The following is a 23,876-nucleotide window of genomic DNA, read 5'->3' on the forward strand; positions in this document are numbered from 1 at the left end:
TAGCGGGCGCTTTCCATCGGCCCCAGCGAAGTCTCATGATAGAGACCATTCCTGGCTCGGTAGCGCGCCTTCCAGATGGCTTTGGTATTGCCCTTACAGAGAACCCCGACGTGGCGGCCCGGGCCAAGTTCGTACCAATATGGAGCCCTCCTAGGAGCGAGACTGTCTCTGATCTGCTGTGACGTAAGATCGTACTTTGCCATCCGCTGATCCTCCAGGCCTGCATGGCCGTAAGGATCACACGCTCGCGTGGCGCTGTCGCCTAAATAACTTCCCGCTCCTTCTGCTTTAGTCCTCTCCGGCGCCTGCGCTCATTGCGCTTTCTGGCCCACGAAAAATCAGCTGACCGATCAGAGAAGAAAGAGCTGAATGCATCATCAGCGGCCCATGAAACGATGCTGGATGTCTCCTGCACAGGTACCGCGAGGCTATCCAAAGTATCCTCGATTTCAGGCTCCTCAGGCAACACCCCGAAACCCGCATTTTCGTTATTCTGCGATGCCCTGCCGAGGAGTTTTCGCGCAATGCATGCAAGAGCGCGGTCTTTGCGACGCCTTCCTGTTTCAGGGTGAATGCCTGCTTTTTCGAAGCACCAGTCCTTGAAGTGCAGGTTCGGGTTGGCCATGGCCCAGACCCAGGCCGAGAGCGCAGCACGGTCCTGTTCCTTGTCGACCAGTGCCAGCCAGCCCAGTGCTTCCTCCGCGTGGGAGACCTGCTGCGGTGTCGGCCGGCGCAATATCCGCTCCCAGAGCAAGCGTGCTTCTTCCTCTAATCGCTCCTTGCCCCAGCCGTTCACGTCTGCCCAGGAATGGGCATAGCCGAGATTGAGCGATCGGGCATGCGACGGCCCCACCTGACCGCCACTGAAGATGGCGATTTCCGCTGCCTGAATCAGGCGCTCTGAAATCTCGCCTGGGTTCATGGATCGAGCTTTCCTCGCGTGGTGGATGCGCGCCAGGTCTCACCGTGGCACTTGATGACGAATATCCCCTCGCCAGTTTCCCGGTTCGTGTCGGCAATCTCAGGCGTGAATTCCTCAACATCCTTTCCGCACACGCCGCAGAACAGAATGTCACCTATGCCGCCGCGCGGAATTCGAGGAACCCTGACCATTAGATCCTCCTCCGATCATCCAGCAGATCGAGCTGATCCGCATTCGGGCCAAACCTACGGTATAACCGCTCGTAGACCATACCGCCCAAGGCAAAACGCTGAGGGATGAGGCCCCTCAAATCCTGGCACATGAACTGCAGTTCACCGGCCGGGATGCGGTCCCACGTCTCCAGCCAAGCGCCGGCTTCTCGCTCGATGAGCGCCTGACACGCGCGAACCATATCCGAGACCATCCAGAGCCCCACCTCATCGAGCAAGAGCTTGTGATTGCCTGCTTCCATGAGCGTCGACAGCACGAGCCGCAAGTGCCCTTCCCCATGACGTCGATATATGCGGGCGAGCGTTTCCACTGCGCGCGTTTCGCCGGGCTCCGGGTAGCGGTGCTTGTCTATGATGCGGATGCCGTACTCGTCGCATAGGCTCTGGATGTGGCTGGGGATGATCATGCTGCCTTCGCCTCCACGATGGCCGGATCAGCCTCGGCGAACTCCCGAGCTCGCAACATACGGCAGACAGCGCGCTCGATTTCGCGGCCGGTCATGAGGCGCGACATTTCGGGAGCCAACTTGTAGGCTGGAGTGCGGTTGCTGCACGATATCCCGTGGCGCGAAGCCACGAACCGCAGTTCGTCGGTCCAGAGCAGCAAGAGCATGCGGTGGAACCAAGGAATACTGACGCCTGGTTGCCACCATGTTCCCGATGTCGGATATTCCCATATGGTGAACCGCCTGCTTTCCGCCGTTGCAGCCCGCAATGGCGACGGGATCTGACGCATTCCGTATTTGGTTGGCTCCATGCCGGGCGACTTTGTCCACTTCTCATGTGCTGCCACGATGAGCCCGTGACAGGTCGGACCGAAGTCCTTGATCTGTCCCGCAAGACGGTCGAGCTTGTCACGCTCGCTTTTGATCTCGCATATCCATATCCGATCGGGCTGGACCGCTACGACATCGGCGCGGGAACTGCCGTGTTCCACGTTCATTTCATGAATGATGCGAGCATCGGGCCACAACTCGCGGAAGCGCTTCACCACAGCGTCCCGAATTTCCCATTCGGAGGAGGATCGTGTGTGCTTCATCTACCGCACCTCAACCTCGACTGGTTTCTTGCCAGGCCTGAAAAGCTTCTCGGCGGCGATTTTGGCTACTGAGACCTTCTCACCGTGGCGACGGTATTTCCGCTCCTCGATCTTGTGTTTGATGCGACAGGCCGCGAGCTCGGCTTCCTCCGCCGTACCGAAATAGAGTACGCGCCCTTCCCTATGCTCTCTCACCAGGAAGGCCTCGGAGCGCCACGCTACTCGGAAGCGTCCGATATAGGCGCCGCCTATGGTCGTCTCCGCGAATGCCGTGGAGTGATTCAAAGCATCGCCTCCATAAGCTCGGGCTGGTCGTTCATCTGCTCGCTGCGATAGCGGGTAAAACGAGCCTCGAAGATGAGATTCCGGGTGATGGCGGCATTGCCGAAGCGAACCTTAATGGCCCCGATCTGGGCAATGTCCTCACCACCCTCGCGAACAGCTGATGGGAACACCTTCGCAATTTTCTTCCAGTCGCTCTCAGACGAGGCGATGGCCTTCCGCTCCTCAAGGAATTTCAGGTAGCGATAGACATAGAAGATGGCGTCGTAGGCCTGCTTGGCCGGATCACCGCCAAAAAGGTCCGCTGAGATTGGCCGGGGGTTGTCGCGCTTCATGCCGTAGCTGTTGCGCTGATTGAGGATGAGCCAGGCGGCGCCCGTCTGCTCGGCACCAGCCTTAAACACCTTGTTGATGTCCTTGGCCTTGGTGCCCTCGTCCGCGCGCCTGTCTTCCGGCTTCACGGCGCCGATATGGTCAACGACGATCAGCGGGACATTTCCGTTGCCGAAGCGCTTCACGAAGGCGCGGGCGAAGGCGAGGAGCTGCGGCGCGCTATGATCTGTGCATTTGACCACCTCGAAAGGCTCCCGATCCATCCAGTTGGAGAAGTCGACGACCGTCTCCCATTCCTTTTCGGAGAGGTCGCCTGCCCGCTGCCGGCGCGCCTCTATACCGTGCTCTTGCGCCACCAATTGCCGGATGCACTGCTCCGCGGATTGGTCGAAGCTCAGGAACTGGACAGGATGCCCCTTCTTTAGCGCGTGCATGATGATCTGCAGGGTGAGCGAGGTCTTGCCCTCGCCTGATGAGGAAAGAAGCCCGTAGAGGTTTCCTGCCTCGAATGACGGCTCGGAGATGACCGCGGCAATCTCCGGCAGGCAGATCGGCACGCCGAGCACCTTGCCCCGCTGGCGGGCCTCTGTGAGGCTCTGAAGGTACTGCCGGCCATGGGAAGCTGTTCCGCTGGCGCTCACGCGCTCGGCGCGGAGCTTGGCAAGCATATCCTCGACCGGGCCCGCCTCCGTCAGCGGGTCCATGCCCGGGCGCCTCTGGTAGAGCTTGGCAACCGTGTCCTCGCAGGCGACGATGATCTGCCGGGACATCCAAGCGTCGAAGATCGAGGCTGCATAATCCCGTGCCATGACGATCGTCACAGCATCGGCGCAGAGCGCGGCGAGGTATTGCGCGACGGTCATCTCTCCGACCTTGGCATCGGCCGGGAGGAAATCGCGCAGGGTGATCGGGTCCGCTCTGCGGCCGACGGTGATCAGATCCCCCGAGGCCTTGAAGATGTCGCGGTGCAGCGGCTCAAAGAAGTGCTCAGGCCGCACTATACGCGAGACCAGGTCGTAGCAGGCGTTGTTCACCATCACGGCGCCGAGCAGTGCTTGCTCGGCTTCGATGTTGTGCGGGACTTCGCGGATGGGATCGGCGAGCGCGTTCATCCGATCGCCCTCCCAAGTACCAAGCCGTTGACTGAGATCCCGATTGCCTGTTCCCTTTCCGAAATGGGCAGGGATGGGAGAATCCACAGATGGCGTGGGGTTATGAGCGCGACCGCATCTACAACCGCCGGCGTGACATTCACGCAAGATTTCGGGGTCAACAACAGGGAGGCATAATCACACCAGCCGCTCACCCCCTGGTGATCATCATTACAGGAGAAGAGGGCCTGGAGCACGGCTATGCCGACCGTTGGCGAGATGATGGTGCGTTCGAATATTTCGGTGAAGGACAGATCGGTGATATGCAAATGCTCCGCGGGAACGAAGCGATCGCGCGACATTCCGAGCGTGGCAAAGACCTTCTTCTCTTCAGGAAGGAGCGAAGCGGTCTCCGATTCATCGATGAGCTGGTCTACGAGGCACACCACATCGAACGTGCACCTGACCGACAAGGCGATCTTCGTAATGCAATCGTTTTTGAGCTTCGTCCCCTGGATGGAATAGCAGAGGCTATAGGCGAGCCTGAAGCCATCGCTCACCCTAACCTCGCACTCATGCGGGCCGCTGCTTTTCGAGCGGCGAACTTCGCCCCCGATCGCCGCCCGGTACAGGGAGCCGCGATCGAACGAAGCCGAGCAGTGAGGGACTATGTCGTGGCCCGTGGGAACGGCCGGTGCGAGGGGTGCGAGAGTCCAGCTCCATTCATGCGCGCTAACGGCACTCCTTATCTGGAGCCACACCACTTGCGCAGACTGAGTGATGGCGGCCCGGATGATCCGCGTTTCGTTATTGCGCTTTGCCCGAACTGCCATCGCCGAGTTCATCATGGGATGGACGGCCAGGCCTATAACACAGAGCTTTTGGACCGAATGGCACTCATTGAGCCGCCGGTTGAGGTTTGAACGAAAGCTCACGCCGCCGCCCTCACCCGTTGCAGCAATTTCAGTTCTTGGCAGTGGCCAGCGCACCAGAGAGCTATTACGGCGGCATCCCGCGAATCGGCGTTCGGGCTGTCAATGCGGAGCATGTCGCAGTACGCCTTGGCGCGCTGCTTGGGCGCGCCGCGGATATGGTACGGGATGATGCTCTGCCACGTCCTTGGCGAAACCAGCGTGCAGGGTACGTTCTGCCCAAGCACCACCATTTCAGCCGCGCCGGCGAGCCAGTTGAGCTGCATAATCGTGTTGGCGTTGATGGTACTGGTCTCCTCCTCAACGCCCATGAGGGTGCGGGTTTTCTTCTTGAACTGCGGGATGAAGGTCAGAGGCGCTTCCATGGCCGCGAACGCCGGCTGATGCTGGCGGATCAGCTTAGGCAGCTTCCGGCGCATATCCTGCGTCTTCTCGAAGGCGTTGGAGCCCTCCAGCTTGATCGAGCCGGAGAGTATGGCGGATGGCGTCTTATCCGTATCGTGGATGGCCCAGCCGAGCTTGGAAGCCACATCGAGCGCCAGGATCAGCATGGAACCTGCCTCCATGCGGGGCGATTTGGCCGGGTATGACTATTGGATCGTGGAGAACGCCCATCAGAATACGCGCCGGACAGCGGGGCACCGTGCTTACGTTTGTCAATGATGCGCTGAGTGCTGCGGTGCTCCTTTTCCACGGCTGGCCCGAGCAGGCAATGCTGACCCCGAAGCATCTTGAGGCTCAGGAACGGTGTCATCTCTGCATGGTGGGCAGATGCGATCCTGAGGAAGCTCGGAAGGCGTTCATCAAGGCCGCAGAGGAAGCCGGCATTCTGCATTGAGGCGGGAACAAGCCCCCTCGCCTGCGGTTCGGCAGCGCTATGGTTGTTGGTGGATGGAAGCCGGCTGTTTCGGTTCATGCGGGGCGGCACGGCGGCAGGAATTACGTCATCACCGATGCGGCGAAGGCCGCAGACGTACTCCTGCATGATTGGCCGGATAACGCGCCAAGAGGCCGGAAGCACCTGAAAGCGAGAAAGGTTTTGCTGCGCTGCCTGGAAGGGAAGTGCGATCCCGGACAGGCGAGACAGGCATTTGTTGAGGCTGCGGAGGAAGCAAATATCCTGGCGTAGCGTCATTCGGCCGCCTCCGCGAAGAGGTCACCGAAGACACCCGAGGCCTCTGCATCGATCAGGTTCTTGATCGCCTGTCGAAAATAGGCCGGGTTGAGCTCTGTACCGATGAACTTGCGGCCTTCCTCGATCGATACAACGCCCTCAGACCCGATACCCATAAAGGGGGAATAGACGACATCGCCCCGGTTCGACCACATGCGCAGCGCGCGCCGCGTGATGTTAAGCGGCATTGGGCAAAGGTGCTTCTCGTCTTTGTCGCTACGAGCAACCTTGACGTTCAGCACGTCCGTCTCAGGAAGGTCTTGGCGCGGATAGTTCCACACCGGTGAGGCGTATTGCTGCCACTCTTCGACGGGGAAGGTTTCCTTGGTGTGGGTAACCGGTCGGACTTCCTCACCATCACTCGCCCACTTCCGGAACACGAGTAAATACTCTGGCAATCCCATGCGGGAGAAAGTGGAGTCGGCGCGTAGGGTCTTCCAAAGCAGACCGTGCGCCTTCGTCTTTTGCATCTCGCGAACGGGATCGCGCCAGATCGTGATCCTGGAATGGAAGTCCCATCCCTCTTCGATGTGGAGCCGAGTGCAATCATCAGAGAAGGGCCGGAGCCCCGCCGTGCCTCGCTCACTGGAGTTCTGATAATAAACGAGATCCTTGACGTGAATAGCCGTCAGGCGCCCCGGGCGCGTTGCACGAAATTTCTCGCGGACAAGGAACCGGTATTGTTCAAAGAATTCATCATCCGACGCGCAGTTGCCCATGTCAGCGACGCTCTCGCTGTAGATGTACAGCGAGGAGAACGGCGGCGAGTAGACGCTGAAATCTATACTGTTGGCAGGCAGAGCCGCGGTGAACGGCACGCAGTCAGCGCAATAAGCATTGAAGCTTCGGCCTGCGGCCTGGTCGATGACATTCGTCACGCGGCTTCCCCCCTCATCCATACGGGCAACTGCATGGGCTGCGTTGGCTGGTAATCGATCTTGATCTGCCGGCTCTCGTGGGCGCGGCGCATGGCGGCGTGCATCTCCGCCTTCATCGCTTCGTGATCGGCGCTTTTGCGCATCACCACGTCCCAGATGTTGCGCTCCGTGTCAGCCATCGCAATATGGCATTCAACTTCGCGCGACTGACCGAAGCGCCAGCAGCGACGGACCGCCTGGTAGAACTGCTCGTAGGAAAAGGAGAGGCCGACAAACGCCACACGGGCGCAGTGTTGCCAATTAAGGCCGAAGCCGGCCACCGAAGGCTTGCTTACAATGATGCGCAGACTGCAGTCGGAGAAAGCGACGAGACGTTCCTCCTTCATGGCGTCCGGCATCGAACCGCGAACCTCGACCGCATCGGGAATACGCTCGGTCAGCGCATCGGCCTCATAGTCGGTGTCGCACCAGATCACCCAAGCCTCATTCGGCTCGGCTGAGACGATTTCGGCAATCTTCTCTGCCCGCTGGTCGGCCGTCAGTCTTTTCTCGCGATGAATCGACGTTGCCGAAGTTTCGGGGATACGAAATAGCGTTTCATCTGCGCCTATTGAGATGTCGGCCGCGACCACATGCCGATGGATGTTCAGCTTTGGGAGGATGAAGCCCTCATCGGTAAACCCGAGATCCGACGGTTTGGATATGCAGCGTGACCAGCTCGCCACCCAATTCCAGAACGGTTTTACCGCGTGCCCCTTGAGACGATACCGCCCCATATTCGTCTGGTCAGCAATGAACCAGCGCGACAGCATCTCATTCGATGGCATTACGCCCAAAAATTGGGAATGCTGTCCGAGCTCCATATGATCGTTTGGCGCCGGCGTGGCCGTGCACGCGAGCCGGAACGGTGTTTGCGCGAACATCGATATGAGCTTACGCGAGGTCGCGCCGGTGAAGTTCTTGATGATGGAACTCTCGTCCAGTATCACGCCGCCGAATGCGTACGGGTCGAAATTGTCCACCTTGGCGTAATTTGTGACGTTCACCCCGGGGCCGATCTCGGATTGATTACGCACAACGCGCGCTTCCAGGCCGAACTTCTTCGCTTCGCGCACATGCTGCGGCGCGACGGCGAGAGGAGCGAGCATTAGTACAGGCTTCCCGGTATGCTCGGAGACAACCCTGCCCCACTCCAGAGACACCAGAGACTTGCCGAGTCCGGTATCAAGGAATGCGGCACCGGAACCGACAGAGAGAAGAAATTCAGTGACGGCGCGCTGGTACCCGAACATGCCGTCGTGGAGCGGCGGGATACTCGTCAGGCCCCGCTTAGGTGCCTCTACGGCTCGGCGGCGGAGAAGCTCGAGATAGTCTTGCATATCACCCTGCCCCCACCAGAACGGCGACGAAGCCGACGATCGCCGGGATCGCCATGGCCCAAATCACCAGCATCCATTTTGCTTGAACGGACATGATTGCGCTTACTCGGCGGCTTCGGGGAAAGGCTCGTCTTCGGTCTCATCCGCCTTCATGGCGTTCCGCTTTTCCATCGCGGCCTGGAGCTCTTCGCGCATGATGCGCTGACCCTCGTGCCAACCCTTCATCCAGGCTTGGCCCTGCTTGCTATCGGCTCCGTAAGGCGGCTCGGGGTTCTTGCCGGCGAGGCCCGCGACCTTGCCTTCATCGAAACAGCGCTCGTTAGCAGGGCGCCGGTCGGGGAACAGATCGCCTTGCTCACCGGGTGGCAGAGCGTTGAAGGCCTTGGCAATCTCGATCAATTCCTTGATCTCGGCCACGAAAATGGACGTGTCTTCCATCGTGGAGAGCCGGATCGCCGCATCGATCTCGGAAAGCTTGAAGCCGTCGCCCTTAGCTTCGGCACGGATCTGTTTCCGGCGTTCTCGGAGCGGCTGCATTTCCTCCTCAAGCTCAAGCAGCCGGCGCACATGGTGCATGCGCAAGGCGCTCTTCTGCTCAGTTGTCAACTCGCTGTTGTGGCCGATATCAGTCATGTTGCGTCCTTTCGGCTCGGAAAATCAGCATCGCGCCCCAGGCCTGAAAGCGGCCGCCCAAGGCGATCAATTTCTGCCCGGTAAAGATCAGGATCGATCGCCCGAAGCTTCGCGGCGAGGACGGCGTTTTTCTGCTGCGCGATGAAGAGCTCATGTTTGGCACGGGTCAGGCTTCCCTCGTTGTGCTGGTGAACGGCCTCGCGCACGGTGTCTGCGATGTCCGCTGGAATTCGTTTGATCTTCTTCCAGCGAAGCCGCTCGATGATGGTTTGCGTGAGCCCGGTGGCGCGGGCCGCCCTCCAGTTCTGTTCTTTGGCTGTCCCCGTGCCGCCCAGCAGGCGGACGGCAGACGCCATCTCATCGGCAATCAACTCAGCACGCATGATTTCCGTCTCGCGCCGTGAGATTTCCGTGGCGCGCCCCTGTTTTTCCGTCATTTGGAATTTCTCGCTCGCTATCTTCGTGACGGTCGAAGTCGGCGACTGAGCCAGCGCCGTGCTGGCCAAAGAGCCGAAGCGGCTCAATCTCGAATGGAAGGAAAGGAATGGAGAATGCGCACTCGAAGGAACCGGCAAGCTCATGCGAATGCGCAACTCGATCTCTTCGGATATGCGGGCGCGAGTGGGGCATCACAGTCCCCCTCGCCGCGCCAAATCCTCGGGCGAAAGCCGAGGAAGGAATTCATCTGGAATCCGGACTGGCGCCCCTTCTCGACCGGCATGATGCCAATGATGCCGAAGCGTGGCGCAGGCATAGCCCGCAAACCAGCCAATGGCAGATCCAACCAGCGCGCTTAGGAGCATGGCTAATGCCGTCATGCGTCGACACTCCTCAGGAATGTCGGGAGACCTTCCGCGGCGCGCAGCTCATCAACGAGCTTGATCACCTGAGCCCAGGTCAGCTTCCTTGGCCGGCCGCGGCCGCTGGAGATCTTGATTTTCCCCTGCCAACCGCTGAGCGTGTAACCTCGCTCTTCGAGGAACTTCTGTATCGAATAGCGATCCGTTGTCTGCCCAGCATCGAACCGACGCACGCCGTTTCGGGCGATGAATTCCTCTATGAGCTTCTGCTCATTGCTGATGACGTGGAGAGCTGCCTTGTCGTCTGGCTGCGGTTCACGCTGCCAATGCCGGCGTGTTTCGCCCCTGAACACTGCGGAAGCCCTTACCGTGGCATTCCGGCCAACGCTGCTGTGTCCTTTTTCGGCGTTTTTGTTGCCGGTTCCCGGCGTTATCAAACGGATGCCGAGCCGGTTTGCTCTGCCGAGGATGGAATTGCGGCTTCTGTCGAGCCTCGCTCCGATTTCGCTGCCGGTGCGCCCCTCTGCAGCCATCTCGGCAAGGATTCGGTCTTCCTCTGCCGTCCACGATACCCGCGCCGGCCGGGCTTTATCACGATGCTGGCGAGCCCCGTTCGGAGACCTGCCATCCCCCCTGCCGGCCGGCTGGCCCTGGACCAAGGTGGGCGTTCTCTCACTACTGGCCGCAACATGGCGGCGGTCATGCACCAGAGCGTCTGAATTCATGCTGCCCACCACACGATGGCGACGAGCCAGAAAGCGGCACAGCCGAGACACACCACGCGCCAGGCCCACTGGCTTCTGGTTTCGGGATAAAGATCCTGGGGAGACGGGGAGGAGTTCGCCTCCCCAGGACGCGGCACCACGCAAAGGGGGCTAGCGCGGTGATGGGAATTGATGCTTTTCATGAGGAATGTGCCCCATGGCTGTGCAAGCCGAACCGCCGAAGATTACCGAACCGGAGACGGTTCAAACGCCTTTCTGCACTGCCGTTCGCATAGAACTCGGCAGCGACCATGTGCGCCTGGTCGCGTTTGATGAAGTTCAGATCGTCGGCTATGATGGAGGCGAATGCCGGATTGTCGGCCGATGGGCGATGACCAAAGATTCCGCTCGCGCCCTGCTTCGTGAGCTGCGCAAAAGCCTGCACCGGGGAGCGCATTGAGATCATGCCGCCTGCTCCGTTGCTGGTCGCGCTACCCCAGACGGCCAGACAGCATTCTCAGGCCATTGATCGGAGAACCACTGAAGCGCCGCGTTATAGCGACCAACGGTGATGTCTGCTCCACGTCGCAGTGCCGCGAGCTTCTTGCTGTCGTTGAAGACCCAAAAGCTAACCGTCACCTCCTTGGTGCTGGTGGCTCGCATGAATTCGTCGGCGATCGAGATCAGGTGCGAAACATCGTTCATACGCCGATATTCGGTCTTTTTCCCGAATATGTCAACGGTTTTATTCCCGAATGCTTCTAGATCTTAAATCGGGAATAATACCGGCATGCTGAGAGACATTCTGGAACGCATTGATGAAAGGCTTGCCGAAGTCGGGCTCACCGAGTCGCGCGCAGCCAAAATGGCCGGCCTTAGTGACTCTGCTATCCGCGATATGCGGCGTGCGGTGAAGTCGGGAAAAGAGGATGCAGGCGTCTCGACGCGCACCCTCGCCAAGCTGGCTCCGGTTCTGCAAACCAGCGCAGAGTGGCTACTAACGGGAGGCCCTGAGGGTATTCGCTCCCGAACTGTTCCGATAATGGGCTATCTTGGAGCGGGCGCCGAGGTCGAACCAGAATATGAGCAAGTGCCACCGGAAGGGCTCGACCAGGTGGATGTTCCCTTCTCAGTCCCGGACGAGATGATTGCCTTCAAAGTCCGCGGTGATTCAATGCTGCCGGTCTACAAGGATGGCGCCGTGATCATCGTCTATAGCGAGCAGAAGAAGCCGCTGCATTCGTTTTACGGGGAGGAAGCCGCCGTGCGGACCAGCGACGGCCGACGCTTCATCAAGACGATCATGCGCGGCCCCGATGATACGGTGAACCTGCTCTCCCACAATGCGAGCCCAATTGAGGGTGTGCGCCTGGAATGGATCGGTGAGATATTCGCCGTCATCCCTCCAGGCGCACTCCGAAGTGTCGGAAGATCCGTTGAAAAGCAGGGCGGCATACAAGGGCAGCTAAAGCTGAGAGCATAGGGGCACCCGGAATGGCCATACTTTGGGTGGTAAACGGTCTTCTCCACGTCGCCTGGATCTCGCTTGCAATCTATATTTGGAACCAAGGGGGAGCATCAAACGTCGACCTAGACACCCTCTCCATGTCGATGACAGCGGTCGAGGTTACACTCGTCGTGTTGGGCTTGGTCGGGTTCGGTGTAGCCACCATTGTCGCTGATCGCGTGGCCAGGCGCGCTGCTCCGGAAGCGGCTAAAGACGAGGCGCGGGAGCTGGCGAAGAAGATCGCGCGCGAAACCGCAGAGAATCTGGTACGATCGGAGTTGCCGGCTCTGGTGCGCCGGGAACTAGCGGATCAACATCGCACCGACAGCGTTTTAGGAGATCCGGACGATCTCACAGAAAGAGTACCAGCCAGCACCCTGGATAGAGAGCCGACATGATACGCTACGAAGTCGAGGACGAAATTATCCGCAAGTATGCGGTTGTCGCTCCGGTCGATGTAAAAGCGATCATCCGCGACATCGGCCTCACGTATGTCGAGCGAGACATGCCTCCCGGCGAATCCGGCTACATAGAGTATGACGGCTGGACGTGCACGATTGCAGTCAATGCGAACGAGGGCCCTCAACGAAAACGGTTCACGGCCGCACATGAGCTCGGTCATTTTCTAATGCACAGGGATTTGCTCCGAAAACAAAAGCACTTGGATCGCCTCTTTGACGAGGCCGCAAACAGAAACACTGCGGCACCGCTCGAGTATTGGCACGAAGTGCAGGCCAACAATTTTGCGGCTCGGCTGCTGATGCCGAAGCAAACTGTCGAACAAGAGATAGCCTCTGGCAACAACACCATCGAAGGTCTCGCCCGCAAGTTCGATGTGTCGCGTTCGGCTATGGAATACCGCATCAAATCATTGCGGCTAGAGAGACAACTCGCAGACGATCCAGATCGAGCACCAGCGGAATTGTAGCGTGGAGTTCCATACTGAGACAAACCCATAAGCCTCGAAAAGGATGGTCCTGTGAAGGCCACCCTGCCCTGTCGAGATCCGCGTCTCGACCAAGCATCCGTAAAGCCGATTTGAACCGACAGGTAGTTTTGTTTTCCCGGACCCTACCGGGCTGTGACGGCATCCTCGCACCGGTCAGGTGGTCTTAAGGTACGCGCCGTCCAACTCGTCTTCACATCAGTCCTGTCGTTATCCCGTGGCTTGCAAGGCCATTCTCGGGCGGGCCATCAACCCCGTCTGGCTTCGTCCGGCGATTCGCGGCACCGGCACCGTTTGGGCAATTCATGCACCGGATGATCGGCGTGGCGGGGCAATCGTCCGTGAAGACCGCCGCTTTGGCACCTTGACCGCTTCATCTTGCCGGGAACCTCCGAGCAGACACAAGATTTTGCGATTTCAGTGCCGAGAGGCAGCAATTTCGATTGCATCCGCAGTTATGTAACGGTATAACAATCACGACTTTGTTGCCGCGCTCTCGCCCCGGTCGGATCATCCCGCCGGGGCTTTCTTTTAGGTCCGATTCCCGAAGCTCGTCAACATTATTCGGTTTTATTCCCGATTTCTGTTGCATATCGGTTTTTTTCCCGATATCTTCTTCTTCATCGAACACCGCCGGCACGAAGAAGCGACCGCCGATCTGCCGGGAACTGATGGGGATGAAGATGAACGCCCTCGCAATCACCACCGCCGGCCTGACGCGTGCGCTTACCGCGTTCACCACCGAACCCACGCTCCGTGATGTCCATCGCTGGGGCTGGGAGCAGGAAGCCAACCCTTACCCTCGGTTTCTCTGGGCCATCGAAGCTACTGCGCTCCTCAAGCCCGACGTTACGGTCAGCACGGCGAAGGCGCGGCTGCAAAAGGTCATTGCCCGCGACGAAATCCGCCGGGCTGCCGGTGATTGGAAGTTCGACGCAAATCGCCTCATCGCGGCCAAACAGCAGCTCGCGCACATCGAGGCGTTCGAGCAGCGGCATGCGAGGGCTGCGTGATGGCGACCGAAGCGAAGCACACGCCGGGGCCGTGGAACTGGAAGCCGCGCCATCACGTCATCAACGAAAGCGCCGTTCTCTCACCTGATCCCCATTCAGAAAACGGTGGGTTCGTGGTTGCACACACATACGGCCCAAAGCACGCCGCTAACGCCCGCCTGATCGCCACCGCGCCTGTCCTGCTGGAGTCTCTAAAGACGGCTCGAGATGCCATAGCATCGGTCGCCGTTGAGACGTTCGGCGTTGCAGATCATGGCGGATTATCGGACCCATACCCAATCCAAGCCGAGCTTCTGCACAACATAGACGCCGCCATCGCCAAGGCGGAGGGCCGCTCCGATGCGTGACCTCCTCCAAGACATTTCCAGCCTCATTGCCGTGACGGCATTCGTACTGGTCGCCGGCGCCTATCTCGGGGCGCTGTGATGCAGGCGGATTTGGTCTCAGAAACCGCCTTCGCGATCTACCAGACATGGAGCCGCGAGCGTGATCCAGATCGAGCCCGGCGCCGGTTTGAGGCACTGAGACCAGCCATCCGCGATCAATTTGAAGCTGAAGCCAAGGCGGCAATCCGCGTGGTGGAAGCCTTTCAGCAGGAGCAATTCGCATGACGATGCAAAGCCTGGGCGATGTCGTCGGAAACCTTGTCGACGGTATCGGAAACGAGCGGTACTGGCGTGGCGGCAAGATCGCGGAGCCGGGCGTCTATGCCGGCGTCGACATAGAGCGTTATCACCATGACCCCGACCTGTTCGACGGGTTCTCAATTTCGAGCTCTGGCCTGCGCGCCCTGTTGCGCCGGCCGGCCGAATATTGGTGGTCGAGCCCATACAATCCAAGCAGCCAGGAGCCCGAGAGCAAGCCCGCGCTCGATTTCGGCAAGGCCGCTCACATGCTTCTCTTGGGAGAGGATGGCTTTGCCGGACAGTACTCCCTCCGCCCTGCGACCTACACCGACAGCAAGGGCGATGAGAAGCCTTGGAACGGCAACGCCACGTCGTGCAAGGACTGGCTTGCCCAGCAGGCGAAAGCCGGCCGGACGGTCATCACCGAAACCGATATTGCCCATATCCGGCACATGGCCGACGCGCTTTCGCGCAAAGAGGCAATCCGGCTTGGTATCCTCAATGGCAAGATTGAGCGATCCATCTTTCACAAGGACCGGGATATCTGGCTGAAGAGCCGCCCCGATGTAATCCCGATATCGTCTGGTGACTTCGTGGATCTGAAGACCGCGGCATCGGTCGATGACGAAACCCTGTCGCGGGCCATCTTCGCCCACGGCTACCACGTCCAAGCCGGTCTCCTGCGCGTGATCGTGCGGGAGATTCTTGGGCCCGACGCCTTCACCTCATTCACCTTCGTCTTTGTCGAGAAGGCCCCGCCCTATGACGTGCGGGTGATGCAGCTCAAGGACGCTGACATCGATATTGGTGAGCGCCAGGCGCGGCAAGGTCTGAAGCTCCTGCGTGAGTGCCTGCGGCGCCAGGAATGGCCCGGATATGACGGCTTCGATCAGCACATCTCGTACATCGAAATGCCTTCCTGGGCGAAGACCCGGATTGACAACGAACTCAATGCGGAGGCCGCATAACCATGAACCAGATCGCCACTCGTGAAGCGTCCATAACTCAGGTCGGCATTGCCACCGGAGCCGGTGGATCGAGCATAGCACCGCAGAACCTCGGCGAGGTTGTCCGGTTCGCCGAAGTCATGTGCAAGGCCGATATAGCTCTGCCGAAGCATCTGCGCGGGAACGCCGGCGCCTGCATGGCCGTGGCACTCCAGGCCTTGGAATGGCAGATGAGCCCGTTTGCGGTCGCCTCCAAGTCCTATTCAGTCAATGGGCAGATCGCCTATGAGGCGCAGCTGATCGCGGCAGTCGTCAACACGCGATCGGGCATCAAGGGCCGGCTGAAGTATCACTACTCCGGCGAGGGCGATCAGCTCGTTTGCAAGGTGGTGGGCATTCTCGACGGTGAGGAGTGCGAATATGAGACCCCGCCCATGGGCTCGATTAACCCGAAGAACTCGCCGCTTTGGAAGACCGACCCGAAACAGCAGCTCGGCTATTACGCTGCCCGCTCCTGGGCGCGCCGCCACTGCCCCGAAGTAATCCTCGGCGTCTATGACCGGGACGAGGCCGAGCAGTTCCGCGGCCCAGAAAATGCCAAGGACGTGACGCCCACCGTAATGCAGCGCCTTCAGGCTCAGCAGCAGCCGCAGGCAACCTCAGAGACGCGCGAGGGTTTCAATCAGGCCCATGTGACCCGGGAGATGGAAACGCTCGCCAGTGATCAGGGCGAAGCTGAATTCGAGGAAAACGATGACAAACCGTCGGCTCCCCCCGCCGACGACGACGCGGCGGCATCCGACTCCGCCCCCCAAGCCCAGGATGCCGCCGCAAACCCTTCCGCTGCCGATACCGGTGGCGATGAGGAGGCCGGCGCCACTGTCCCAACTGAGAAGGCGGCTCATGGTGAGCCGTCGGCGCCGGCCTCCGATCCTGTCAGGCAAGAGCTCAAGCGTGAGTGCTTGGACAAGTTCCTGACCACTGCGAGCGATGTGACCAAATCGCCTCAGGACCGACGCGAGCAGATCGGGAAGATCAAGGACGCCTGGAAGGTCGAACTGCCCCACGATCAGGAGTTCGTGAAGGCCTGCCTGCAGACGGCCGACAAGGTTGCCAAGGGCGAACTGAATGCCAACGCGGCAATGAAGTATTTGGAGGGGCTGCTGTGAGCGTTTCAGCCTACCCCCTCCAGTGGCCCACCGGCCGGCCGCGCACTTCACCCAGCGCTCGTCAGTACGGTCGTTTCAACAAAAAGCAGCACAACGGCCGCTGGAACGAGACCAAGAGCCTAAGCGTAGCCGACGCCTTAGGCAGACTTCAGGATGAGCTCGACCGCATCGGCGCCCGTTATCCAGTTATATCGACGAACTTGGAGCCGCGCCTTGATGGCTTGCCGCGCTCCGGTCAGCCGGAGCCGGTCGATCCTGGTGTAGCGCTTTACTTCGACCTGAAGGGCGAACCTCATTGCCTGCCCTGCGATACCTATACCCGCGTTGCCGACAACATCGCCGCAATTGCCAAGCACATCGAGGCGACACGCGCGATCGAGCGATACGGGGTTGCCAGCATCAGGGAGATGTTTGCTGGTTTTGCTGCCTTACCTCCTCCTGGCGGGGCAGAAAGCCAACTGTGGTGGAAAGTGCTGGGTGTCGAGCCAACCGCAAGCGAGGACCAGATCCAAGCGGCGTATCGCAAGCGCGCTGTGGAGTTTCACCCTGACCGGCCGGGCGGATCGGCTGCGGCCATGGCCGAATTGAACGCCGCTCGGGATGCTGCTCTTAGAGCTGTGCGTGGGATGGCGTGATGGCGCGCACCGTCTCTGAATGGGTCGGCCGCACCGACGATAGCCAGCCCACCGACGCATGCAAACTGCGCATCTTGGACCGGCAGGGATATCGCTGCGCTCTGACGGGCATGGAGTTTTCGCCGGCGAACCGGCCAGAGTTCGACCATATCACGCCGCTATGGCTGGGCGGCGAAAACCGCGAAAGCAACCTGCAGGCCGTCACGGCAGACGCCCACAAACGCAAGACCAAGGCAGAGGCCACGGTGCGCGCGAAGGTGAAGGTCAACGCCAAGCGCCATCTGCTCGGCAAGAAAAAGTCGGCGCGGCCAATCCCAGGATCCAAATCCACCAGGTTCAAGAAGCTCATCACCGGCGAGGTCGTAGACCGTCGGACAGGCGAGGTAATTTCATGACGAGCAATTCAGAGATAAGCGAGAAGGAAGTCGAGGCGGCGTTCCGAGCATTTTGCGATGCTTGCCAATTTCGTGACGGTGAGGAGCAATATCGGGACTTCGATACGGAAAAGGCGGCGCGTCCTGAACTGTATAACTTTGGGATGAAGGGAATGCGAACGGCCCTCGAAGCCGCCGCCCTTGCCAGAGCGGAAGCCAATGCCGGGGAGTTGTCGCCAGAAGATGAGAATTATCTTCAGGAGGTCGCAGATGGCGCTTGGGGAGATGATCCAAGAACGCGCGGCCTTGCTCGGGACAGGTTAGCAGCCCACCCCGCCCCGCAGCCGAGCGGGCCGGTGGAGGCGCTGGACGATCTAACGCGCGACGAGATCAGCAGCCTGGCAAAGCGCCTGTGCCCAGATTGCGGTCGAGAGAAAGCAATGTCTGCGGCGGATGCCGCCAGGGGGCAGTGCCCTAAATGGTGGGCCATCACAGACGCCGACGCAGAAAAGGATTGCCGAAATCACGTCCCGCAGCCGAGCAGGCCGACGCGGGAGCTTATAGAAGCTGGCCTGCTTCGCGGCGATGAGTCCTGCGAGTGCGGGGAATGCACCGTAGAAGAATGCAACGACTGCATGATGCCCGATGCAGCCCCGCAGCCGAGCGGGCCGGTGGAGGTCAAGCCCCTGGAGTGGCGCGAACGCTGGTATGGTTCGGAACCGATGCGGGGGTGGAGCATCGTTCAAGACCGCGAACTTGTCGCTTACCTGGGTCCTGAAGTTGACGGCAAGCAGGTTACGGCAATCGTACTTGCGCACAACGAGGCTATCTCCGCCCTCACGGCAGGCAAGCCGGTCGAAGCGGTCTTCGCGGAATTTGCCAAGAAGCAGGAGCGTCTACGCCATGATTTCGAAGCGGCAATCTTCGACAACCTCGAAGAGCTTTATGAGGGCGAGCCGATCCCGGCAGGCAAGCCGGAGCAGGAGATGCCGAGCGGGTGGCAACCGATGGAGACCGCGCCGAAGGACGGAACACCTGTGTTGCTTTCCTGGGGCCTAGGATACCATCCATTATCGGGCCGCTTTGAATACGGCAAATGGGGATTTTTAGGCTTCGACTGGGGATTCAACCCCTTCCCAACGCAACCGCGATACTGGTTGCCGCTCGACACTCTCCCCGCCGCCCCTACGGCAGGAGGTGGCGATGCGTAGGCTGACGGAAGCGCAGATGCGCGCGCTCAAGGCGATGCCTTTTGATTACATGGAGTGGGGATTGGATCTACTCGGCCCGCTACCTGAGGCGGTTAGATCTCGCTCGACCCTGCACGCTCTTGAAGAACGAGGACTCGCTAAATGCCTGTCCGGCGCGATGTCAAGGCAGTGGATTATCACCGAAGCAGGCCGCGCCGCCCTCAAAATGGAGGGCTGCGATGGGTGATCTGCATTCGGAGATCGAGAACCTTGAAGCATTCGAGCCAGTCTGGAACCGCAAGTGTGAGGTGTGCGGTGAGAAACCGGTGGTTCGTGCCACGGAACTCTGCGGTCCTTGCACTTGGGGCGAAGCGGATACCGCCAACGGTGCATGGTGGGGCGACGACGACGCTAATCGGCTCGCCACCCTCCGCGCCAAAGCACAGGAGAGCGGGCGATGATGAGCGCACGGGAAATCATTCAGCAGGCAGTCGTCAGGTGCAACCAGTTCTGCGACCAGACATACGCTAGCGCCGTGCTCAACGAACTCGCCGCCGCAGGCTACCGCCTCGTCGCCCCCGGCGAGCTAGACGATGAGACCCTGGAAAGGGCGGTGGTGCACCTCCTCGAAATCTCGCAAGCCATGTGGGATCGGGCAGAGACGAAGCGGCCAGCCGATGGATGGGAACGCCCTCCTGAGGGCGAGAAGGATGACGCCGTCACCGCATGGTGCTTCGAAAAGGCAGCGAACGCAATTCGTCCCCTGAAGGCAGACCGCCGCGCACTAGAAGGGGACGGGCGGGGATGAGCGTCCGTTTCCCTGTCGACCCGCGGATGATACCGCCCCAGAAGGTCGCAAGGCGGCTGGGCGTTTCGGTTGCAACCTTTAGAGAAAAGCTGCCCGCCCTCTTGGCAGATGGCTTCCCAAAGCCAGATTCCATCCTCGGCAACTTCTGTTTGCAAGCTGTGGACAGATGGATTGATCAAAAGGCTGGCTTGCTTCCCGAGGACGATCCGGTTTCCGCTCAGGCTGCGATGTTGCGGTCAGTTCGGGAACGGGCATGGGCAAAGTGAAAATCCGCTACTACACCGTGAAGAAGGGGCGCGGGTATTGGCAACCCACCCAGGCCATGCGCTCTCTCGGGTTCAACCCGGTTTCATGCGGACCAGATGGTCCCGCCGCCTGGGCGAAAGCAGAGAAGCTGAATACGGCATGGGACGCGCGCCTATCGCAGGCAGCCCCAGCCATTCCCGATATCCAGAAATGGCCGGCGGGCTCGATCGGAGAAGCCTTCGACATTTACCGTCAAACGCCGGAATGGGCCAAGAAGGCAGTCAGAACGCGGGAAGATTGGGAGCGCGGCTGGAAGTATATCGGCCCCGTGTTCGGCCGTTTCTCACCCCTCCTGGTCACCATGCCGGTGATATCGGAATGGAGGCAGGGGATCGAGGATCAGGTAAGCCTCAGGGAGGCGCACCGGGCCATGAAGATCTGGCGCGCGCTCTGGAAGGTAATGGCGGCGATGCGCTATTGCACTCCAGATGCCGACCCCTCATTCGGGGTTAGAAACACAGAGCCCAAAGGGCGCCGGGAGACATGGAAGGAAGGCGAGGCCGTCCGATTGGTCAAGCGCGCGATTAGAATGAAGTATCTCGGGCTCGCGGCCGCCCTTGCCTGCATGTGGGACGGCGCAGTCGCCCCGGTCGATGCACGCAAACTGACGCTGGCCCAACGCCAGCAGGATGACCTGGGAACATGGTTCGAGCTTGGTCGAGCAAAGACAGGCCGCGATGCCGTTCTTACGCTTTCGCGCCGCACGGAAAGACTTCTGAACTGGTATTTGGAGAAGCAGTTCGGTGAGGCCGAGCCGATCGGAAGCATGTGCATCTTTCGGACCCGCCGCGGGGCTGCCTATACCAAGAACAGCTTCGCAGAGGATTTTCGGGATATCAGGAATGCCGAGTTCCCCGGTGATACGCGGAAAATGCTGGACTTCCGGCGCTCGGGATCGGTCGAGGCCGTGGCCGGAGGCGTAGAGGGGACAGCACTTTCGGCCAAGCTTGCTAACTCGCTCAGCCAATCGAAAAAGCTCGAACAGACATATGTGCCTGTGCACGTCGAAATGGTGCGCGCGGCCGATGCGGCGCGGAAGCTTGGCCGAGAGAAACTGAGGGGAAAAAAGACAGGGTGAAATCGTTCCAAGTTTCACGGTTTGTCCAAGGTCAAATCGTTGCTCTCAGAAATTTGGAACCTGTTGTTTTTGCTGGCTATCCTCTCGGCCTGTCACGCCGGAGGTCGCGGGTTCGAGCCCCGTCACTCGCGCCATTTTTCAGTGACTTAGATGAAGTTCTTCCGAAAAAGCTGGAACTCCAGCCGGCAATCCGGCTTTGACTTCTTTCGTCCTCTCCCCAGCCTTCCCCCAGATTTTTCGTGAGCTCCGCCGCTGTCGCCGCGATCGATGCTTGGCGGGGAATGCGCAGCTATGCGTGTGCCCCTCCAACCTTCGCAGCAACTGTGCGACGTGATCCACCAGGCTGCAAAATGCCTTAGAGCGCCCCCAAAGCCTTGAGGATGTGCCAATGGTCTTCAAACATCTGCCGCGGCTCAAGCTCGTTCGGCGAATACCAGCCTGCGTCAGCCGCGTCATCGGATCCCGCCACCCGGTAGCGTTCAGAGGTGCCTGGCAGCCGGAAGAGAAATGCGTTTGTAATGATTCGTCCACGGCCCGACCGGTGCGGATCGTCGAAGACCTGGCTAGACCGCAGCGCGGCTCGAAGTGTCTCATCCGATAACAGGCCCTTCTCATCGGAGATGCCCGTCTCTTCCTTCAATTCGCGAAGCGCTGCATCGAGAAGGCGCTCATCGAGATTGATGAAGCCACCCGGTATTGCCAAGAGGCCCTGCCCCGGCGGACGGCCGCGGCGAACAAGCAGGACCCGCGCATCGCGGCAGAGAACCACTGCGTCGGCGGTAACATGAGGACCAGGCCCCCATGTCTCCTTGTATCTTAGACAATATTCCTCGTCAGAGACTTGGTCGGTCATTTCGAGCTCTCACCCTTTAGCGCCAGCCTATCGGGCAGCAGGCCCTGTGGCGCTCAGCGCCAGTCGCCAACCGGCCCTAATCGTCCGAATCCGGAATCTTCAGCAGATAACCGCAGGCTTTGCAGTGGACCGCGTCAGGATCATGCCGTTGCAGACCGCAGCGCGGACAGGGATGCCATACCTTTTGCGGCCGGAAAATCGCCTGTCCCAGCCGAATGAAAAGCGTGACCCCGGCCAGCATGATTGCAACCGCGGTAAGCTTCCCCCAAGGGCCGGGTAAAAGGATATCTCCGTAGCCCGTGGTGGTCATGCTCGTAACGGTGAAATAGAGGGCATCGATATAGCCGGTGAAGCCGGAGCCCTCGCGGAAGAAGAAGGTGTAGATAAAGCCCGTTACGACAAAGAGAAACGTCACCAGATTGACGACCGACTGCACGACCTCGCGCCATTGGGCGTAACCGCGCCTGATCAGGGGCTGCCAGAACACACCGCTGCGTGACAGAGACCACAGCCGCAAAACGCGGAGAAATCCGAGATTCGCGAGCCAGAGCGGAAAGAGCAGGGTCAGCATGATGAAGATATCGACGATGCTCGTCGGCTGCCGCAGCCAGCGCGGAATATCATTCGAAGCCATCGCGCGGGCCGTGATGTCGAGCGCCAGCAGCGCCGCGATGGAGTAGTCTACCCAAAGGAAGTAAGGCCCTTCACGGATCACCGGGCTGGCGATGAAGAAGGCAACGATCAGCAGGTCGACTGCCATGACGGAATATTGGAAGCGCAGAGCATGTGGAGATCGGCCGTGATAGAGCAGACGGAGGCGATCCCGCAGGCCATCGATACCGATGGGGCGCTGCGTTTCTGTGGCGGGGCGGTCATCCATAGTGTTCAATCGGGCAAGTCAACTTTCCTTGTCAATGAATAAACGGCCCTTTTCAGACCTCAAAGGGTTCCAAACCGATGCAGAACAACGGATCGATTCGTGCGATCACCTTGGATGCAGCACGCAATTTGCCTCTGAACAATCCGACATAGCTCATCTAAACGGCTGCTCTGAAGGGATGTTCTAAACCAACAAGGCTTGCCAGCCGGCGCCAAGTAGCCCTGACAGGCCGACTGCCCTAGAGGACCAGCGGATCATTCCCGTGACAACCGGCGAGGTGTGAGGCGGGCGTGGAAAATCCGGCCATCGGTTATGAAACGGGTTCCCACCGGCTCGCCGGCTTCGATATAGCGTTCCTCCGTGATGCCCTCGGAGTCACGAAGCGCGGCCACGATATATTCGCGCTCGGAATCGGCATCGCGGTCCACCTTGTGCGAGATCTGCCACGTCATCGATTGCAAGCCGAAACCGGTATCGGTCGTGCCGGCGCCGACCCAGACATTCGATTGCGACGGATCGATATTCTGCCTGCGTATCCAGTAAGCAAGGTCGCCGTCCTGAGGGTCGATGTCCGTCGCCCAGAAGCGGATGTGATGCCGTTTCCTGGGGCTGTCGCCGACGTCCTTCTGAAAGCCGATGTCCTGCCTGCGGCCGAACAGATATAGCGCGCTGAAAGGGGCCGTGGGATAGGAGCGATTCAGCAGGAAGCTGACCGCCATTCTCGCGCCGGAGCGAATTGTGAGCGGATCCGCAACGTGCCAGCCTGCTGCGGCAAATGCTGAGCGGAGCTGCTTCTCAGTCCCGATCAGGACGATATTGACGGGATCTGCCGGAAGGCCGTCCGCTGCGCGCGTGACTCTCGGGATACGGTTGCGGCGCAGAATCGCCACGCTGGCGCGGATCACCGGCGGCAGGACCACATAGGCTGCAAGGGCGTAAGTGAGCAGCAACGCTGCGAAGACCGGAACCCGCTGCTCGATGCGATCGAAAATCTGGGTGACAATGAACCACAGCGTCGCCGAGGCGATCAGCAGGATGAGGACGCGTTGGATCCATCGGCCGAGGCGGGTCATGGAGCGCAGAATAAATGGAAAACCCCTGCCGACAGTAGCCAGCGGGCACACAGCCCATTTAGGCGCGGCAGCCG

36 protein-coding genes are annotated in these 23,876 nt (G+C 60.0%); 20 read left to right on the plus strand and 16 right to left on the minus strand.

Annotation, left to right across the window (positions count from 1 at the left end; genetic code table 11):
• Positions 1 to 262: 262 nt before the first annotated feature.
• From GNP00_RS01690 to GNP00_RS01715, 6 genes are read right to left on the minus strand one after another with little or no spacing between them, the layout of a single operon-like run.
• The gene (locus tag GNP00_RS01690) at positions 263 to 922 is read right to left on the minus strand and encodes a hypothetical protein (RefSeq protein WP_011580546.1); all 660 of its coding nucleotides are present in this window, start codon (positions 920 to 922) and stop codon (positions 263 to 265) included.
• Entirely contained in the window at positions 919 to 1,113 is a 195-nt protein-coding gene (locus GNP00_RS01695) for a hypothetical protein (protein WP_041544613.1), read from the minus strand. The genes GNP00_RS01690 and GNP00_RS01695 overlap by 4 nt, the downstream gene beginning before the upstream one ends.
• Positions 1,113 to 1,559 (minus strand): hypothetical protein, encoded by a 447-nt coding sequence (locus GNP00_RS01700; RefSeq protein ID WP_246259332.1) that lies wholly within the window; start codon positions 1,557 to 1,559, stop codon positions 1,113 to 1,115. Before GNP00_RS01700 ends, GNP00_RS01695 begins: the two co-directional genes overlap by 1 nt.
• Positions 1,556 to 2,191 carry a hypothetical protein gene (locus GNP00_RS01705; RefSeq protein WP_011580544.1) on the minus strand — a complete coding sequence of 212 codons (636 nt, stop codon included), beginning with the start codon at positions 2,189 to 2,191 and terminating at the stop codon, positions 1,556 to 1,558. Before GNP00_RS01705 ends, GNP00_RS01700 begins: the two co-directional genes overlap by 4 nt.
• Positions 2,192 to 2,476: a hypothetical protein gene (locus GNP00_RS01710; RefSeq protein ID WP_041544611.1), complete on the minus strand. Its 285-nt coding sequence runs from the start codon at positions 2,474 to 2,476 to the stop codon at positions 2,192 to 2,194.
• The gene (locus GNP00_RS01715) at positions 2,473 to 3,918 is read right to left on the minus strand and encodes a replicative DNA helicase (RefSeq protein ID WP_011580543.1); all 1,446 of its coding nucleotides are present in this window, start codon (positions 3,916 to 3,918) and stop codon (positions 2,473 to 2,475) included. The genes GNP00_RS01710 and GNP00_RS01715 overlap by 4 nt, the downstream gene beginning before the upstream one ends.
• 89 nt (positions 3,919 to 4,007) lie before the next feature.
• Between GNP00_RS01715 and GNP00_RS23940 the strand changes: the two genes are divergently transcribed.
• Complete coding sequence (locus GNP00_RS23940; protein WP_083764436.1) at positions 4,008 to 4,820, plus strand: HNH endonuclease signature motif containing protein; 813 nt, start codon at positions 4,008 to 4,010, stop codon at positions 4,818 to 4,820.
• An 8-nt stretch (positions 4,821 to 4,828) separates the two neighbouring features.
• On the opposite strand, the gene GNP00_RS01725 is transcribed toward GNP00_RS23940, so the two are convergent.
• Positions 4,829 to 5,380 (minus strand): crossover junction endodeoxyribonuclease RuvC, encoded by a 552-nt coding sequence (locus GNP00_RS01725; protein WP_166015695.1) that lies wholly within the window; start codon positions 5,378 to 5,380, stop codon positions 4,829 to 4,831.
• Between the two features lie 35 nt (positions 5,381 to 5,415).
• Between GNP00_RS01725 and GNP00_RS01730 the strand changes: the two genes are divergently transcribed.
• Together GNP00_RS01730 and GNP00_RS23790 are read left to right on the plus strand one after the other, a co-directional pair.
• Positions 5,416 to 5,667: a DUF982 domain-containing protein gene (locus tag GNP00_RS01730; protein WP_246259333.1), complete on the plus strand. Its 252-nt coding sequence runs from the start codon at positions 5,416 to 5,418 to the stop codon at positions 5,665 to 5,667.
• A 39-nt stretch (positions 5,668 to 5,706) separates the two neighbouring features.
• Entirely contained in the window at positions 5,707 to 5,958 is a 252-nt protein-coding gene (locus GNP00_RS23790) for a DUF982 domain-containing protein (protein ID WP_041544607.1), read from the plus strand.
• Between the two features lie 2 nt (positions 5,959 to 5,960).
• On the opposite strand, the gene GNP00_RS01740 is transcribed toward GNP00_RS23790, so the two are convergent.
• The 5 genes from GNP00_RS01740 to GNP00_RS01760 all read right to left on the minus strand — a co-directional run bounded on the left by GNP00_RS01740 (position 5,961) and on the right by GNP00_RS01760 (position 10,418).
• Complete coding sequence (locus tag GNP00_RS01740; protein ID WP_011580539.1) at positions 5,961 to 6,881, minus strand: DNA methyltransferase; 921 nt, start codon at positions 6,879 to 6,881, stop codon at positions 5,961 to 5,963.
• Positions 6,878 to 8,260, minus strand: coding sequence for a DEAD/DEAH box helicase (locus GNP00_RS01745; protein ID WP_011580538.1), 1,383 nt, complete (start codon positions 8,258 to 8,260; stop codon positions 6,878 to 6,880). The genes GNP00_RS01740 and GNP00_RS01745 overlap by 4 nt, the downstream gene beginning before the upstream one ends.
• A gap of 102 nt (positions 8,261 to 8,362) precedes the next feature.
• On the minus strand, positions 8,363 to 8,893 hold the full coding sequence (locus tag GNP00_RS01750) for a ribosome modulation factor (RefSeq protein WP_011580537.1): 531 nt from the start codon (positions 8,891 to 8,893) through the stop codon (positions 8,363 to 8,365).
• Positions 8,890 to 9,330 carry a hypothetical protein gene (locus tag GNP00_RS01755; RefSeq protein WP_041544604.1) on the minus strand — a complete coding sequence of 147 codons (441 nt, stop codon included), beginning with the start codon at positions 9,328 to 9,330 and terminating at the stop codon, positions 8,890 to 8,892. The genes GNP00_RS01750 and GNP00_RS01755 overlap by 4 nt, the downstream gene beginning before the upstream one ends.
• A gap of 377 nt (positions 9,331 to 9,707) precedes the next feature.
• Complete coding sequence (locus GNP00_RS01760; protein ID WP_011580535.1) at positions 9,708 to 10,418, minus strand: hypothetical protein; 711 nt, start codon at positions 10,416 to 10,418, stop codon at positions 9,708 to 9,710.
• Between the two features lie 196 nt (positions 10,419 to 10,614).
• Here GNP00_RS01760 and GNP00_RS01765 point away from each other — a divergent pair, with 196 nt between their 5' ends.
• Entirely contained in the window at positions 10,615 to 10,857 is a 243-nt protein-coding gene (locus tag GNP00_RS01765) for a hypothetical protein (RefSeq protein WP_157038038.1), read from the plus strand.
• 2 nt (positions 10,858 to 10,859) lie between these two features.
• Here the strand turns inward: GNP00_RS01765 and GNP00_RS01770 are convergent, their stop codons facing one another.
• Entirely contained in the window at positions 10,860 to 11,102 is a 243-nt protein-coding gene (locus GNP00_RS01770; RefSeq protein WP_011580533.1) for a hypothetical protein, read from the minus strand.
• Positions 11,103 to 11,187: 85 nt separating this feature from the next.
• On the opposite strand from GNP00_RS01770, the gene GNP00_RS01775 reads away from it, so the two are divergent.
• The 16 genes from GNP00_RS01775 to GNP00_RS01845 all read left to right on the plus strand — a co-directional run bounded on the left by GNP00_RS01775 (position 11,188) and on the right by GNP00_RS01845 (position 20,996).
• Positions 11,188 to 11,880 (plus strand): S24 family peptidase, encoded by a 693-nt coding sequence (locus GNP00_RS01775; RefSeq protein ID WP_011580532.1) that lies wholly within the window; start codon positions 11,188 to 11,190, stop codon positions 11,878 to 11,880.
• An 11-nt stretch (positions 11,881 to 11,891) separates the two neighbouring features.
• On the plus strand, positions 11,892 to 12,302 hold the full coding sequence (locus GNP00_RS01780; protein ID WP_011580531.1) for a hypothetical protein: 411 nt from the start codon (positions 11,892 to 11,894) through the stop codon (positions 12,300 to 12,302).
• Complete coding sequence (locus tag GNP00_RS01785; RefSeq protein WP_011580530.1) at positions 12,299 to 12,832, plus strand: ImmA/IrrE family metallo-endopeptidase; 534 nt, start codon at positions 12,299 to 12,301, stop codon at positions 12,830 to 12,832. The genes GNP00_RS01780 and GNP00_RS01785 overlap by 4 nt, the downstream gene beginning before the upstream one ends.
• Before the next feature lie 701 nt (positions 12,833 to 13,533).
• Positions 13,534 to 13,863, plus strand: a complete 330-nt coding sequence (locus tag GNP00_RS01790; RefSeq protein ID WP_157038037.1) for a hypothetical protein — start codon at positions 13,534 to 13,536, stop codon at positions 13,861 to 13,863.
• Entirely contained in the window at positions 13,863 to 14,210 is a 348-nt protein-coding gene (locus tag GNP00_RS01795) for a hypothetical protein (protein WP_041544596.1), read from the plus strand. The genes GNP00_RS01790 and GNP00_RS01795 overlap by 1 nt, the downstream gene beginning before the upstream one ends.
• Before the next feature lie 78 nt (positions 14,211 to 14,288).
• A complete protein-coding gene (locus GNP00_RS01800; protein ID WP_041544595.1) occupies positions 14,289 to 14,474 on the plus strand; it encodes a hypothetical protein in 186 nt (61 codons plus the stop codon).
• A complete protein-coding gene (locus GNP00_RS01805) occupies positions 14,471 to 15,457 on the plus strand; it encodes a PD-(D/E)XK nuclease-like domain-containing protein (protein ID WP_011580527.1) in 987 nt (328 codons plus the stop codon). The genes GNP00_RS01800 and GNP00_RS01805 overlap by 4 nt, the downstream gene beginning before the upstream one ends.
• A gap of 2 nt (positions 15,458 to 15,459) precedes the next feature.
• Entirely contained in the window at positions 15,460 to 16,605 is a 1,146-nt protein-coding gene (locus tag GNP00_RS01810; RefSeq protein WP_011580526.1) for a recombinase RecT, read from the plus strand.
• On the plus strand, positions 16,602 to 17,240 hold the full coding sequence (locus GNP00_RS23675; protein ID WP_011580525.1) for a DnaJ domain-containing protein: 639 nt from the start codon (positions 16,602 to 16,604) through the stop codon (positions 17,238 to 17,240). The genes GNP00_RS01810 and GNP00_RS23675 overlap by 4 nt, the downstream gene beginning before the upstream one ends.
• Positions 17,240 to 17,635 (plus strand): HNH endonuclease, encoded by a 396-nt coding sequence (locus GNP00_RS01820; protein ID WP_011580524.1) that lies wholly within the window; start codon positions 17,240 to 17,242, stop codon positions 17,633 to 17,635. Before GNP00_RS23675 ends, GNP00_RS01820 begins: the two co-directional genes overlap by 1 nt.
• Positions 17,632 to 18,825 (plus strand): hypothetical protein, encoded by a 1,194-nt coding sequence (locus GNP00_RS01825; RefSeq protein WP_011580523.1) that lies wholly within the window; start codon positions 17,632 to 17,634, stop codon positions 18,823 to 18,825. Before GNP00_RS01820 ends, GNP00_RS01825 begins: the two co-directional genes overlap by 4 nt.
• The gene (locus tag GNP00_RS01830; protein ID WP_011580522.1) at positions 18,818 to 19,051 is read left to right on the plus strand and encodes a hypothetical protein; all 234 of its coding nucleotides are present in this window, start codon (positions 18,818 to 18,820) and stop codon (positions 19,049 to 19,051) included. Before GNP00_RS01825 ends, GNP00_RS01830 begins: the two co-directional genes overlap by 8 nt.
• The gene (locus GNP00_RS01835; RefSeq protein ID WP_041544594.1) at positions 19,044 to 19,265 is read left to right on the plus strand and encodes a hypothetical protein; all 222 of its coding nucleotides are present in this window, start codon (positions 19,044 to 19,046) and stop codon (positions 19,263 to 19,265) included. Before GNP00_RS01830 ends, GNP00_RS01835 begins: the two co-directional genes overlap by 8 nt.
• The gene (locus GNP00_RS01840) at positions 19,262 to 19,612 is read left to right on the plus strand and encodes a hypothetical protein (RefSeq protein WP_011580521.1); all 351 of its coding nucleotides are present in this window, start codon (positions 19,262 to 19,264) and stop codon (positions 19,610 to 19,612) included. Before GNP00_RS01835 ends, GNP00_RS01840 begins: the two co-directional genes overlap by 4 nt.
• Positions 19,609 to 19,878, plus strand: coding sequence for a hypothetical protein (locus GNP00_RS23090; protein ID WP_011580520.1), 270 nt, complete (start codon positions 19,609 to 19,611; stop codon positions 19,876 to 19,878). Before GNP00_RS01840 ends, GNP00_RS23090 begins: the two co-directional genes overlap by 4 nt.
• The gene (locus GNP00_RS01845; protein WP_011580519.1) at positions 19,866 to 20,996 is read left to right on the plus strand and encodes a hypothetical protein; all 1,131 of its coding nucleotides are present in this window, start codon (positions 19,866 to 19,868) and stop codon (positions 20,994 to 20,996) included. Before GNP00_RS23090 ends, GNP00_RS01845 begins: the two co-directional genes overlap by 13 nt.
• Before the next feature lie 355 nt (positions 20,997 to 21,351).
• On the opposite strand, the gene GNP00_RS01850 is transcribed toward GNP00_RS01845, so the two are convergent.
• The 3 genes from GNP00_RS01850 to GNP00_RS01860 form a co-directional block, all read right to left on the minus strand.
• Positions 21,352 to 21,849 (minus strand): NUDIX domain-containing protein, encoded by a 498-nt coding sequence (locus tag GNP00_RS01850; protein WP_011580518.1) that lies wholly within the window; start codon positions 21,847 to 21,849, stop codon positions 21,352 to 21,354.
• 76 nt (positions 21,850 to 21,925) lie between these two features.
• Positions 21,926 to 22,729, minus strand: coding sequence for a potassium channel family protein (locus GNP00_RS01855; protein ID WP_011580517.1), 804 nt, complete (start codon positions 22,727 to 22,729; stop codon positions 21,926 to 21,928).
• Between the two features lie 254 nt (positions 22,730 to 22,983).
• The gene (locus GNP00_RS01860) at positions 22,984 to 23,802 is read right to left on the minus strand and encodes an LssY C-terminal domain-containing protein (protein ID WP_011580516.1); all 819 of its coding nucleotides are present in this window, start codon (positions 23,800 to 23,802) and stop codon (positions 22,984 to 22,986) included.
• Between the last annotated feature and the right edge of the window lie 74 nt (positions 23,803 to 23,876).

It is taken from the genome of Chelativorans multitrophicus (genome assembly GCF_011317445.1).
Taxonomy (GTDB): domain Bacteria; phylum Pseudomonadota; class Alphaproteobacteria; order Rhizobiales; family Rhizobiaceae; genus Chelativorans; species Chelativorans multitrophicus.